Origin of the sequence: Sulfurimonas denitrificans DSM 1251 (assembly GCF_000012965.1) — a bacterium.
GTDB lineage: Bacteria > Campylobacterota > Campylobacteria > Campylobacterales > Sulfurimonadaceae > Sulfurimonas > Sulfurimonas denitrificans.
In genome coordinates, this window is record NC_007575.1 from 513,367 (window position 1) to 525,843 (window position 12,477).

16 protein-coding genes are annotated in these 12,477 nt (G+C 33.3%); 12 read left to right on the forward strand and 4 right to left on the reverse strand.

The genetic code is table 11. The annotated features are described in order from the left end of the window. Position 1: 1 nt before the first annotated feature. The gene (locus SUDEN_RS02665) at positions 2–304 is read right to left on the reverse strand and encodes a hypothetical protein (protein ID WP_011372144.1); all 303 of its coding nucleotides are present in this window, start codon (positions 302–304) and stop codon (positions 2–4) included. A gap of 84 nt (positions 305–388) precedes the next feature. Between SUDEN_RS02665 and cmoA the strand changes: the two genes are divergently transcribed. The 4 genes from cmoA to SUDEN_RS02685 all read left to right on the forward strand — a co-directional run bounded on the left by cmoA (position 389) and on the right by SUDEN_RS02685 (position 2,822). Next, positions 389–1,096 carry a carboxy-S-adenosyl-L-methionine synthase CmoA gene (gene cmoA, locus SUDEN_RS02670; RefSeq protein ID WP_011372145.1) on the forward strand — a complete coding sequence of 236 codons (708 nt, stop codon included), beginning with the start codon at positions 389–391 and terminating at the stop codon, positions 1,094–1,096. 77 nt (positions 1,097–1,173) lie between these two features. Further along, positions 1,174–1,857: a Crp/Fnr family transcriptional regulator gene (locus SUDEN_RS02675; protein WP_011372146.1), complete on the forward strand. Its 684-nt coding sequence runs from the start codon at positions 1,174–1,176 to the stop codon at positions 1,855–1,857. Positions 1,858–1,942: 85 nt separating this feature from the next. After that, positions 1,943–2,386 (forward strand): Hsp20/alpha crystallin family protein, encoded by a 444-nt coding sequence (locus SUDEN_RS02680; protein ID WP_011372147.1) that lies wholly within the window; start codon positions 1,943–1,945, stop codon positions 2,384–2,386. Between the two features lie 10 nt (positions 2,387–2,396). Continuing rightward, the gene (locus tag SUDEN_RS02685; protein WP_011372148.1) at positions 2,397–2,822 is read left to right on the forward strand and encodes an Hsp20/alpha crystallin family protein; all 426 of its coding nucleotides are present in this window, start codon (positions 2,397–2,399) and stop codon (positions 2,820–2,822) included. Positions 2,823–2,867: 45 nt separating this feature from the next. Here the strand turns inward: SUDEN_RS02685 and SUDEN_RS02690 are convergent, their stop codons facing one another. Both SUDEN_RS02690 and nth read right to left on the reverse strand, forming a co-directional pair. After that, a complete protein-coding gene (locus tag SUDEN_RS02690; protein ID WP_238374819.1) occupies positions 2,868–3,110 on the reverse strand; it encodes a hypothetical protein in 243 nt (80 codons plus the stop codon). 37 nt (positions 3,111–3,147) lie between these two features. Continuing rightward, positions 3,148–3,789: an endonuclease III gene (gene nth, locus SUDEN_RS02695; protein ID WP_041672431.1), complete on the reverse strand. Its 642-nt coding sequence runs from the start codon at positions 3,787–3,789 to the stop codon at positions 3,148–3,150. Between the two features lie 84 nt (positions 3,790–3,873). Here nth and SUDEN_RS02700 point away from each other — a divergent pair, with 84 nt between their 5' ends. Both SUDEN_RS02700 and SUDEN_RS02705 read left to right on the forward strand, forming a co-directional pair. Further along, positions 3,874–4,707: a peptidylprolyl isomerase gene (locus tag SUDEN_RS02700; protein WP_011372151.1), complete on the forward strand. Its 834-nt coding sequence runs from the start codon at positions 3,874–3,876 to the stop codon at positions 4,705–4,707. Between the two features lie 3 nt (positions 4,708–4,710). Continuing rightward, entirely contained in the window at positions 4,711–5,562 is an 852-nt protein-coding gene (locus SUDEN_RS02705) for a pyridoxal-phosphate dependent enzyme (protein ID WP_011372152.1), read from the forward strand. Here SUDEN_RS02705 and SUDEN_RS02710 read toward each other — a convergent pair. Beyond that, a complete protein-coding gene (locus tag SUDEN_RS02710) occupies positions 5,555–6,232 on the reverse strand; it encodes a nitroreductase (protein WP_011372153.1) in 678 nt (225 codons plus the stop codon). The two genes, SUDEN_RS02705 and SUDEN_RS02710, sit on opposite strands and share 8 nt — an antisense overlap. 144 nt (positions 6,233–6,376) lie before the next feature. On the opposite strand from SUDEN_RS02710, the gene SUDEN_RS02715 reads away from it, so the two are divergent. From SUDEN_RS02715 to SUDEN_RS02740, 6 genes are all read left to right on the forward strand, one after another. After that, complete coding sequence (locus SUDEN_RS02715; RefSeq protein WP_011372154.1) at positions 6,377–8,953, forward strand: ATP-dependent Clp protease ATP-binding subunit; 2,577 nt, start codon at positions 6,377–6,379, stop codon at positions 8,951–8,953. Positions 8,954–9,070: 117 nt separating this feature from the next. Next, positions 9,071–9,205 carry a 50S ribosomal protein L34 gene (gene rpmH / locus SUDEN_RS02720; protein ID WP_011372155.1) on the forward strand — a complete coding sequence of 45 codons (135 nt, stop codon included), beginning with the start codon at positions 9,071–9,073 and terminating at the stop codon, positions 9,203–9,205. Continuing rightward, positions 9,193–9,561, forward strand: coding sequence for a ribonuclease P protein component (gene rnpA, locus SUDEN_RS02725; protein WP_049752187.1), 369 nt, complete (start codon positions 9,193–9,195; stop codon positions 9,559–9,561). Before rpmH ends, rnpA begins: the two co-directional genes overlap by 13 nt. Further along, positions 9,539–9,883: a membrane protein insertion efficiency factor YidD gene (yidD, locus tag SUDEN_RS02730; protein ID WP_011372157.1), complete on the forward strand. Its 345-nt coding sequence runs from the start codon at positions 9,539–9,541 to the stop codon at positions 9,881–9,883. The genes rnpA and yidD overlap by 23 nt, the downstream gene beginning before the upstream one ends. After that, positions 9,880–11,478 carry a membrane protein insertase YidC gene (yidC, locus tag SUDEN_RS02735; protein WP_041672182.1) on the forward strand — a complete coding sequence of 533 codons (1,599 nt, stop codon included), beginning with the start codon at positions 9,880–9,882 and terminating at the stop codon, positions 11,476–11,478. The genes yidD and yidC overlap by 4 nt, the downstream gene beginning before the upstream one ends. Then, the gene (locus tag SUDEN_RS02740) at positions 11,471–12,475 is read left to right on the forward strand and encodes a Jag N-terminal domain-containing protein (RefSeq protein ID WP_011372159.1); all 1,005 of its coding nucleotides are present in this window, start codon (positions 11,471–11,473) and stop codon (positions 12,473–12,475) included. Before yidC ends, SUDEN_RS02740 begins: the two co-directional genes overlap by 8 nt. The last annotated feature ends 2 nt before the right edge of the window (positions 12,476–12,477 follow it).

Genomic DNA, 12,477 nt, shown 5'->3' on the forward strand with positions numbered 1-12,477 from the left:
TCTATCTCTTTGCCTCTTGTTTATAGTTTGAGAGGAGATTATTTAACTTATTTTGATTAAATCTCCAAAATTTTTCTTTATTAAATTCAGCATCACTTATCATTAATTCAAAAAGTTTTTTGTTATCTATCTCAGAACTGTTTTTTTCCATTATTTTTATCATTAACTCTCTAAGAGTCTCTTGAGCCTCTTTTGTTGTATCATCATCTGAGAGTTGTTTGCTTGGCAAAAAAGCGTATATTTTCCAAATACTTATTGCTAAAAATATAATAAAAAATATCATCATTAAAGTTGAAGTTTCCATTAATATGCCTTATGCTTAATTTTATTGATTATATAGACTCAATCATAAGATTTTGGTTAAAATTCTATTAATAGGAAAAAAAAGATGAATGATAAAGTATTTACAAAAGCGATTAAAAAGCAGTTTGAGTTTGATGAAGAGGTAGCGGCAGTTTTTGATGACATGTTACAAAGAAGTGTTCCTTTTTATAAAGAGTCGCAAAAAATTAGTGAATTTTTTGCACAAAAAGCTCTTCAAAATGGCGGTATAGCGTATGATTTGGGTTGTTCTACTGCGACACTTCTTATAAATATAAGCAGAAAATTGCAAAATAAAGCAACGCTTATAGGACTTGACAACTCAGAAGCGATGTTGCAAAGAGCTAGAAAGAAGTGTGAAGCTTTTAAAGCGGATATAGAACTTGAAAATGCTGATATATTAGAGTATGACTATAGGGAAGCGAATCTTTTTATAAGTAACTACACATTGCAGTTTGTTCGCCCTTTAATAAGAGAGGAGCTAGTAAAGAAAATAGCGTCTTCACTGAAAAAAGATGGTCTATTTATCTTTAGCGAGAAAGTCATAAGTCACCACTCAAAACTTCATAAAGATCTGATTGAGTGCTATTATGACTTTAAAAAAGAGCAGGGATATTCAGAATATGAGATAGTTCAAAAAAGAGAAGCGCTAGAGAATGTTTTGATTCCATATAGTGAAGAAGAAAATATTAAGATGGCAAAAAATTGTGGATTTTCTCACTGTGAAGTAGTCTTTAGATGGGCAAATTTTGCCACTTTTATAGCTATAAAATAGAGTGCTAATTAAATTTAATATAAGAATAATGCATAGAAGAGAAATCTTCTTTTAATTAAAGTAGATATAATAATCAGATGAAAACCAATCCTTTAGAAATAGAATTCTTTGGCAAAATAGATAAAAATTTTGAAAAAGAGTTTTATAGCTGTGCAAAAACTATAAAATATAGAAAAGGAGATTCTCCTTTTTCTGTAGATAATCTATTGAGTTATTTTTACATAGTATTAGATGGTAGAATTAAAACATATCAACTAAATTTTGAAAACGCAAAAGAACAGATACTCTTTATATATAAAAGAGGTGATATGTTTGATGTAGTCTCGTTACTTGATGGTAAGGCGCATGAAGTCATATATGAGGTTATGGAAGATTGCAGAGTATTGCAATTTCCTGTACAAAAAATAAGAGAGTGGTTAGAATCTGATTTAGCTTTTAAAAATATGTTTTACACATATCTAGCTTCTAGTATAAGATATACTGAAAATCTCGCTGTTGAGCTCTCTTTATATGAAGTAAAAGATAGATTGATGAATCTACTTTTAGAAAATCTAAATCCAAATGCACGTTTTAGATATAAAGTGCTTCACAACTTATCAAATAGTGAAATATCAAATATGCTTGGAACTGTAAGACATGTAGTTGAGAGAGCTATTAAACAGCTCAAAGATGAGAAGATAATAAAGAGTGGTAGAAAAAACATAACTGTTATTAATGTTCATAAACTATTAGAAAAAAGTACAAAAATGCTACATAAGTAGCAAAAAGTATCTTTCAAACTCTATAAAATAACACAACTTAAACAGAAAGTTTGAGTATTAAATATTTTAATTTGAGGAGTTACTTATGCTAGTTTCAAGATATTTAAATCCAATTCATGGATATGGAAAAAACAAGAGGTTAGGTCTGTTAAATGATTTTTTAAACTCCTTTGATGAGAGTGAGAATAGTCCATTAGCAGATTTTAAACCAGCAGTAAATACAAGAGAAGGTAGAGATGCATATCATGTTGATGTAGATCTCCCTGGCGTAAAAAAAGAGAATATAGAGGTTGATGTTGATAACAACATTCTTACAATATCTGGTCAAAGAGAGGTAAAGAGTGAGGTTAAAGAAGCTGATTATTACAAAATAGAGAGTAGCTTTGGAAAGTTTCAAAGAAGTTTTACGCTTCCTGAGAAAGTGGATGTAGAAAACATTAGAGCAGCTTGCGAAGATGGTGTCTTAGAGGTGGTGATACCAAAACTTCAAATAGAGCCAAAAAGTACTAAAAAAATAGAGATTAAGTAAGGAGTATTTTATGAGTATTATAAATAGTTCTAAAAAACTTGTAGATAAAGTTGAAGAGAAAGTTGAAAAAGGTCTTCAAACAGTAAAAGAGACCTTTGATAATGTAGCTCGTCATCTTCCTTTTGCAAACTTGGCAAAACGCTCAAATGATACTTTTGATATAGAGATAGATTTACCTGGTGTAAAGAAAGAGGATATAGAGATAACTATAGAGGGCAACTATTTGAGTGTAAATGCTCAAAGAAAATATAAAAATGAGACAAAAGCAGATGACTACTACCTTTGTGAATCAAGTTTTGGAATGTTCTCAAGAAGTTTTGCACTATCTGATAATATAAATAGAGATAAAGTTGATGCAAAATATGAGGATGGAAGGCTCTATATAACTCTTGAAAAAGAAGAGTCTAAAAAGAGTAAAAAAATAGCTCTTAAATAGAGCAGATATATTGAAACTTTAGCAATATATTATTAGAGATTACTCTTACCAGACATTTCCTTTAGGCTTTTCTTGTTTCTCTTCTCCAAAGAGATAGTCATAAGCATCTGAGCTGTTTTGACGTATCTCTTTGTGTGAAATTATGTCATCTTTTCCGCACTCATTGTGATAATATCCTTGAAGATCGTAATACTCTTTGCACTCACTGTAATATTGCATAGAGATGCCATGTTTGTTTATACATCCAGAAAATAGAAAAAGTGTTGTAATAAGTAATAAATATTTCATCATAAAATTCTTCAAGCAAATACCAATCCAATTTTACTCAAACTTTAAAACTCTCTTTGCTTTTGCAGTAAGATGCTAAAAAACATTCGTCACATTTTGGATTTTTTGCTTTGCAGATGTAGCGTCCAAAGAGCACCATTCCTTGATGAAGTGTGCGGAGGTTGTTTTTAAATTTTTTAACAAGTGTTGCTTCAGTTTTTGATGCAGTTGCATCACTGCTAAGACCTAATCTGTGAGAGACTCTAAAGACATGAGTATCAACAGCCATCAAATTTGCCCCAGTGTACTCTATCATAACAACATTGGCTGTTTTTTGCCCTACACCGCTAAGTGTAATTAACTCTTTCTCATCCATTGGAATATTGCCGCCGTAAACATCTTCTACTCTTTTTGCCATTTCTATGATATTTTTTGCTTTATTGTTGAAAAATGAACAACTGTTAATAATATTTTTAACATCTTCTATATCTGCAATTGCCAATGATTTTGTGTCTGGATATCTCTTAAAAAGAGCAGGAGTTATAAGATTTACTCTTTTATCTGTGCATTGAGCAGAGAGCGATACGGCAACAACTAGCTCATAGGCATTTTTATAATCAAGCTCGGTTACAGCTTCACTATAGTTATCAATAAAGAGTTGATGAATCTCTTTAATCTCTTCTTTTGTAGCTTTTTTCATAAAAGAATTATATATAAAATAGTCTTGTTTAATAATCATTAGCATTAACAAACTAAAATTTTTCTAATTTATCAAGGAAGTGCAATGAAATCAGTAACAAAATTAGTATCGTCTTTAGCCCTTTTATCTGCAATATCACTATCAGCGCAAACGTTAGTTAGTGTAAATGGCACAGAAATCACTCAGCAAGATGTTGACAAAGAGCTTATGGCAGCAACACAAGGAAGATTCAACCAAGTTCCAGCAGAGAAACAGGCTGAATTTAGAAAACAGGTATTAGAGCAATTAGTAGCAAAAGAGTTAGTTTATGATGATGCAAAAAAAACAGGTGTTCTAACATCTCCTGAGTACAAAGAGAAGTATGAAGAGGTAACACAAAGAATTCAAAAAGAGATAGCTATTCAAGTTTGGCAAAAAAGAGAGATTGATAAAATCGCTATCTCAAATGATGAGTTGAAAAAATATTATGATGCAAACAAAGAAGAGTTTGTTGAGAATGAAAGTGTTAATGCACGTCATATACTTGTAGAAAAAGAGTCAGATGCAAAAAATATTATTGCGGAGTTGAAGCCATTAAAAGGCGATGCTCTAAAAAACAAATTTATGGAACTTGCAAAATCAAAATCAACATGTGCTAGTGCAGCTGAAGGTGGTGATTTAGGTTATTTTACTGCTGGGCAAATGGTACCTGAGTTTAATGATAAAGCATTTTCTATGAAAGCAAAAGAGATGACGCTAGAGCCAGTAAAGACACAATTTGGCTATCATGTAATTTATATAGAAGATAAAAAAGCAAAAGCAACAAAGAATTTTACTGAAGTTAAATCTTTTATTGAGCAAAGATTAAAAATGGAAAAAGCTAAAACTGTAATGCTTGCAAAAATGAAAGAGCTAGAAAAAAAAGCTACAATAAAATAACCAATGAATTCTCCCATTTCTAAAATAGGTCTTGATGGGAGAGATTTTTATGTTAAGAGGGATGACTTAATAGATCCCTACTTAGCAGGAAATAAATACCGCAAGCTCTACACTCTGCTTAATACTCCCTCAAACAGATTAAAAACTATCATATCTTATGGTGGAACACAATCAAATGCAATGCTTGCAATCGCTGCAATGTGTCAAAAAAAAAGTTGGGAGTTTATCTACTATACAAAACCCATAAGCAAAGCCATACAAAACGAAAATAGTGGTAATTTTTTTCACTCAAAGAGACTTGGTATGCTACATGTAGAGATAGAACATGAGTACTATAGAGATTTTATAGCCTCTTTGCGTTTAAACTTAGATGAAGAGACATTTATTATAGATCAAGGTGGTGCAGTAGAAGAGGCGAGATGTGGTTTGGAAGTTTTAGCACATGAGATAAGAGAGAGTGGCTTACATGTAAATTCTTTGGCAACTCCATCGGGCACTGGAACAACAGCCCTTTTTTTAGCACTTTGTCTGCCTGAGTATAATATCTATACGACGCCTTGTGTTGGAGATGTTGAGTATCTTCGTAGCCAGATGAGGGCGCTATGTGAGCTTCCAACAAACCTTATTATCCTAGAGCCAAAGAGAAAATATCACTTTGCAAAACCACATGTAGAGCTATTGCATGTATGGCAAAAACTGCTAACAACTAAAATAGAGTTTGATTTGATTTATGCGCCTTCCATGTGGATGGCTCTTTTAGAGCAGACAAAAGAGGATATTTTATATATCCACAGCGGAGGAGTAAGCGGAAACGAGAGTATGCTAGAGAGATATAAACAAAAAGGTCTTATATAAAGATAACATTTTCACTAATATCTGCTCTTTGTGGTCTGTAGCCATTTATTTTTGCATCTTTGTCTTCATAACCGATGACAACGCTATAGAGAAGGGCTAGATTCTCTGGGGCGTCTAATATTTTAGCTACAACTCTTCCAAACTCTGTAGTTGAGCCTTGAGGGCAGCTCTCAAGCCCAAAACTTCTAGCCAAGAGCATAATACTTTGCATGTAGGCACCACAATCTATTAGTGCTCCCACAGCACCATCTATCATAGCTTTATCAGTAAAGACAAAAAATACGCATTGAGCATTGAACCATCTAAAGTTGTCGTGCCACATCTTTTCTCTTGTTTGGAGATCTTTTCTATCTACTCCCATGTGCTCATATAAACCTATGCCTGTTTCAAATCTTCTTTTTTTATAAAGAGGCTTCCACTCTATGGGATAGTATTGGATGAATTGGTCGTGCTTAACGCCACTGCTCATTTTTTCAATAATAGCATCACCTATATTTTTTAAAACCTTTTCATCGCTGATGGCATACGTAATCCATGGTTGCATATTTGCTCCGCTTGGTGTCATTGCAGCAGCTTTTAAAATTTTTTGTTGAATCTCTTTTGATACAGGCTTTTTTAAAAAGGCTCTTTTTGAAGATCGATTGATTATCGCATCGATGATAGTAGGCATATTTCTCCCCCAGAAAACTTTTTTGAAATTATATTATAAATTTAATTAAAAAAATGTTTAATAGATAAAGACTAAAAAAACTTGACAAGAAGTCACTCAACTTGATATAATTGTTTTCATAAATTTAAAGTTTTGGAGAGAAGTATGAATAATATATTTGAGAAATTAACAAATAACATGACAGAATCGATTGAGTCGGCACTATCGTTGGCTTTATACAATAAAAATCAAGAAGTTGAGCCTATACACTTTTTATGGTCGCAATTAACAAACTCAAATTCTGTGTTAAACCAGATGTTTAATAAAATGAGTATTGATAAGGTTGCAATTGAGCTTGATGTAAAGAGTATGAGTGAAAAGCTGCCAAAATCTTCAAGTGTGACAAAAGAGAGCATAAAACTCTCAAGAAACTTTGTACAGTCTTTAGAAAATGGTATTGGGACAATGACAAAAAATGGAGACTCTTTTTTGGCTGTTGACACCTATATATTGGCTAATATAAAAAATGAGCCATTCTATAGCGTACTAAAGAAATATATAGATATATCAGAATTAATCAAAAATATCGAATCTTCAAGAGGTACCTCAAAGATTGATTCACAAAGCTCGGATGAGACGATGGAATCACTTAAAAAGTATGGTATAGATTTAACACATGAGGCAAAAGAGGGAAAACTCGCTCCAGTAATAGGGCGAGATGAAGAGATTACTAGGATGATGCAGATACTCATCCGCAAAACAAAAAACAATCCTATGCTTCTGGGTGAACCAGGTGTTGGAAAAACTGCGCTAGTTGAGGGACTTGCGCAAAGAATTAGCGATGGAAATGTTCCAACATCACTTCAAAACAAAAAGTTAGTAGCTCTTGATATGAGTGCCCTAATCGCAGGTGCTAAGTATAGAGGCGAATTTGAAGATAGATTAAAAGCTGTAATTGATGAGGTAAAGAAGAGCGGAAATGTAATACTATTTATAGATGAGATTCACACAATTGTTGGAGCAGGTGCTAGTGAGGGAAGTATGGATGCTGCAAACATTCTCAAACCTGCTCTTGCCCGTGGGGAACTTCACACAATTGGGGCAACGACACTAAAAGAGTATAGAAAATATTTTGAAAAGGATATGGCGCTTCAAAGACGTTTCTTGCCTATAAACCTTGATGAGCCGAGTGTAAATCAAACTCTTCAAATACTTCGTGGTATAAAAGAGAGACTTGAGACGCATCATAATGTAACTATTACGGATAGTGCTTTAGTAGCGGCTGCAAAACTCTCAGATAGATATATAGCTGATAGATTTTTGCCAGATAAAGCTATTGACCTTATTGATGAAGCAGCAGCTGAACTCAAGATGCAGATAGAAACAGAACCAAATGTACTAAAGAGTGCAAAGATTAAGATATCTGAGTTAAGTGTAGAGCAAGAGGCTCTTAAAATGGAAGACTCTCCATCAAATACAAAACGTCTTGAAGAGATAAAAAAAGAGTTGGCTGATGAACAAGAGCGAGTTAGAACCCTGCAGGCTCAATTTAGCAATGAAAAAGAGGTTTTTGGAAAAATTTCTAGTATAAAAAATGAGATTGAAGCAAAAAAAAGAGAAGCGCATATTGCTAAGAGCACATCTGAGTTTAATCGAGCAGCAGAGATAGAATATGGTGAGATACCAGCGTTAATAACGCAAGAAAAAGAGATTACACAAAATTGGGAAAATCTTCAAAAAGAGGGAACACTCCTAAAAAATAGTGTAGATGAGGAGGCTATCGCTTCTATTGTCTCAAGATGGACAGGAATTCCAGTTAAAAAAATGCTCCAAGCTGACAAAGATAAAATACTCAACGTTGAAGAGGAGCTAAACAAAGAGGTAGTAGGGCAGAGTAAAGCTACGCATGCAGTTGCTCGCGCTATTAAAAGGAATAAAGCTGGGCTCTCAAGTGGCAACTCACCAATTGGAAGTTTTTTATTTTTAGGACCTACTGGTGTTGGAAAAACACAAACCGCTAAGACTTTAGCTAAGTTTTTGTTTGACAGTCCTGATGCTATGGTACGAATAGATATGAGTGAATATATGGAAAAACACTCGGTATCTCGTCTTGTTGGCGCTGCTCCTGGATATGTAGGATATGAAGAGGGTGGACAGCTAACTGAAGCTGTTAGAAGAAAACCATATAGTGTAATTTTATTTGATGAGGTCGAAAAGGCTCATCCTGACGTGTTTAATATTTTACTTCAAGTTTTAGATGATGGAAGATTGACAGATAATAAAGGAGTGACAGTTGATTTTACAAATACCATTATTATTTTAACTTCAAATATTGCAAGTGATAAAATCATCAATAATCCAAACTCTGCTGAGCTTCAAGAGATGGTTATGAGTGAGCTAAAGAGCGCATTTAAACCAGAATTTTTAAACCGCTTGGATGATATAGTGATATTTAATGCTCTAGGGCGTGAGCAAATTGTTGGGATAGTAGATATATTTTTTAGTGAAATTGCTAAAAAAGTTACTTCAAGAGATATAACACTCACACTAAGTAAGGAGGCAAAAGCTTATATTGCTGAAGCTGGGTTTGATCCAGTTTATGGAGCAAGACCACTAAAACGTGCATTATATGAAATTGTTGAAGATAGATTGGCTGAGCTGATTCTTGAGGGCAAGGTGGTCGAGGGTTCACATGTAGAGTTCGATTTTATAGATAATGAGATAAGTGTAAAAATATCTTAAAATTAAGTTGAAGAAGTTACAAAAAGTGCCTCTTGTTGCTTCAAAGCACAAATCTTAACCGCACTTTAAGTAACTTTCATATATGATTTCGGACTTAATTTTAAAGAAGGATATGTCATGAAAAGAACATACCAGCCTCACAATAGACCGAGAAAATCAACTCACGGTTTTAGAGCAAGAATGGCAACGAAAAACGGTCGTAATGTAATTAACCGTCGTCGTGCAAAAGGTCGTAAAAAATTGTCAGTTTAGGAAATTTCTATACGCTAAAACTCCATAAAGAGTTTCAGTATATTTATAGAAAAGGAAAAGATTCACACTCAAGCAGTGTTGTACTATTTTTTCTACCCGCAAAAAACATTAAAAAAGTGGGGTTTACAGCTACTAAAAAAATTGGTAATGCTGTAAAGCGTAACAGAGCAAAAAGAAGACTTAGAGCTCTGTTCTTTACTTATTCATCACTTCTGCAAGATGGCACATATATATTTGTAGCTAAACAAACTATATCAGAAACATCACATCAAAAATTACAAAATGACTTTGAAAAAGTTTTGAGTCGTTTAGACACATTAAAGAAAAAAACAGATGATCAAAGCATTCCTGCTTAAACTTTTATGGCTTTATCAGAAGTTTTTTACACTAATTGGATATGGTAGTTGCAGATATTACCCATCTTGTAGCGAATATGCTAAAATTCACTTTGAAAACAACTCTATTTCAAGTGCTTTTTACCACACTTTTACTAGAATACTGCGTTGTAATCAATTGTTTGAGGGTGGAATAGAGTATCCACTTCTTGATAAACTCTCATTAAAACCCAAAAAAATAGGGATTGATTCTATAAAATATTGGTTGGTTCCAAATAAAAAAAACCGTTTTTATATCATAAAAAATTTTTCATACAAAGGGCGAATGTGTTCGACAAAATGACACCAAATCAGAGACTTATAATAGCGGTATTGTTATCGTTTGTATTTTTCATAGCATATACAGCAATTTATCCAACGGAACAGCCAACAGAAACGGCACAGGTACAAAACAGCACAGAACAAAAAGTAGAGCTTAAAGAGGCTCCAAAAGTTGAAGATATTGTTGGACATAAAATATCTGCGCAAGAGGCAACAATTGCAAATGATTTAAGTACTCTTACAACACTCAAGAGTAATGATTTTATACTAAAGATAGACACTCTTGGTCGTATCTCATCAAAAGTGCTTCTACAAGAGATGTACAATACTAATGATAATGTACATGCACAACTAATACCACAGAGTGGAACAAAACCTCTTTTTATCAGATTTTTAGATCCAGCTTTAAATGAAGAGGCTACAAAAATTCCTTATACTGCAGATATATCTGAAATAAATCTGCAAGATACTCCTCAAAAAGTTGTTTTAACTCAAAAATTATCTAACTTGACAGTAACAAAAGAGATAACTTTCTATGCTGATGGACATTATGATGTTGATGTTTCATTAACTCAGGATAAGAGATACTTCATCTACTTGGGACAAAGACCAAAAGTGAATGAAAAAGAGCAGATGATGGCGGCGGTAGGTGCCCTTATCTATAACGATGAAGAGTTACTTACAATCATTGAAGATGGTGATGCAAATGAGAGAAAAAGCTATAGCCACATTGAGTTAGCTGCTGCGTTTGATCAATACTCAGCATCTATCATGTATGGTTTTTCAAAAGATACAAATATCATAATTGATAGAGACAGAGACAGTAACCCAATAGTATATTTTGAAGCAGTGCAAAATATGAAATTTAGTGGCTATATTGGTCAAAAAAGATATAAAACATTACATGCAATAAAACCTATTTTGACAAATGCTATAGAGTATGGTTGGTTTACATTTGCTTCAAAACCTCTATTTCAGCTTCTGATGTGGCTGCATGGTCTAATTGGGAACTGGGGTTGGTCAATTGTTGCGCTTACAGTTTTAATTAGAGTAGTTCTCTATCCTTTGACATACAAAGGTATGGTTTCTATGCAAAAGATGAAAGATATAGCACCTCAAGTTAAAGCTCTTCAGGCAAAATATAAGGGTGATCCTCAGCGAATGAATGCTGCTGTTATGGATATGTATAAAAAACATGGAGCAAATCCACTTGGTGGATGTCTCCCTATGTTACTTCAAATACCAGTGTTTTTTGCAATTTATCGTGTACTTTTAAATGCGGTTGAACTTCAAGGTGCACCTTGGATGCTATGGGTAAATGACCTCTCAAGAATGGACTCAACTTTTGTTCTTCCTATTCTTATGGGTGCTTCTATGTACTATCAGCAAAAACTTACACCTAGTAATTTTACAGATCCTCTTCAAGAGAAGATATTTAAGTTTTTACCTATAATATTTACATTCTTCTTTATAACGTTCCCTTCAGGTTTAGTACTTTATTGGTTTGTAAATAACATGTTCTCAATCGGACAGCAGTTCATAGTAAATCAACAGTTTAAAAATGCAAAAGATGCTCAGATTGCTGCACACAAGAATGTGGAGAAAAAAGATGATTAAGATAGAGTCCACAACTTTAGAGCAGGCATGTAAAGATGCCGCTTTGGCGTTAGAGTGCTCTGCTAGTGAGTTAGCAATTGAGATTGTTCAATCTCCAAGTAAAGGCTTTATGGGGCTTTTTAAAAAGAGTGCAATTATAGTAGCTGCAAAAAAGACAAAAGATAAAATTTCACAGCAGACTCAAAAAACTCAAGATATCTCCGTGGGTACAAAACCAGCTCCTTTTATTAAAAAAGATAAACATGTAGAAGATAGAGTTGAATCAAAGCCTGAACCAAAAAAAGAGTTTAAGGCAGAGGTAAAAAAAGAGTATAAATCAGAGCCAAAACCAGAGTATAAATCAGAGCCAAAACCAGATTATAAACCTAAGAAAGAGTCTCCAAAACAGCATCATAATATTGTAAATGATACCATTATGCCTCAGTCTTTTGTAAGTATGCAAGATGATGATGATGATTACAATATAGAAGATATTAACTATACAGCAGATTATGATGAAGATGAAGATTATAATGAAAACAAAAAGGCAAAAATAAGTGCTTATGAAGTCTCGAAAAATGTTGAAAAAGAGATAAATCAACTATTTGAATCAATCTGTTTTAATATTGAAAAAATAGAAGTTACTCCTTATGATGAAAATACTCTTCTTATTGAGTTTAAGGGTGAAGACGCTGCACTTCTTATAGGCAAAGAGGGTTACAGATATAAAGCGCTATCATATATGATTTTTAATTGGATAAATACAAAATATCAACTTCAACTCCGCCTAGAAATAGCAGAGTTTTTAAAAAATCAAGAAGAGTCAGTTGCTAGATATCTTGTAACAGTGTGTGAAAATATCGATAGAGATGGACGTGCTCAGACAAAAATTCTTGATGGTGTTTTAATCCAGATTGCGCTAAAAGAGCTTAGAGAAAAATATCCAAATAAATATGTAGCAGTTCGCTCTACAAGAGATGGACTAAAGTTTATTATTATTAACGATTACCATAACTAAGA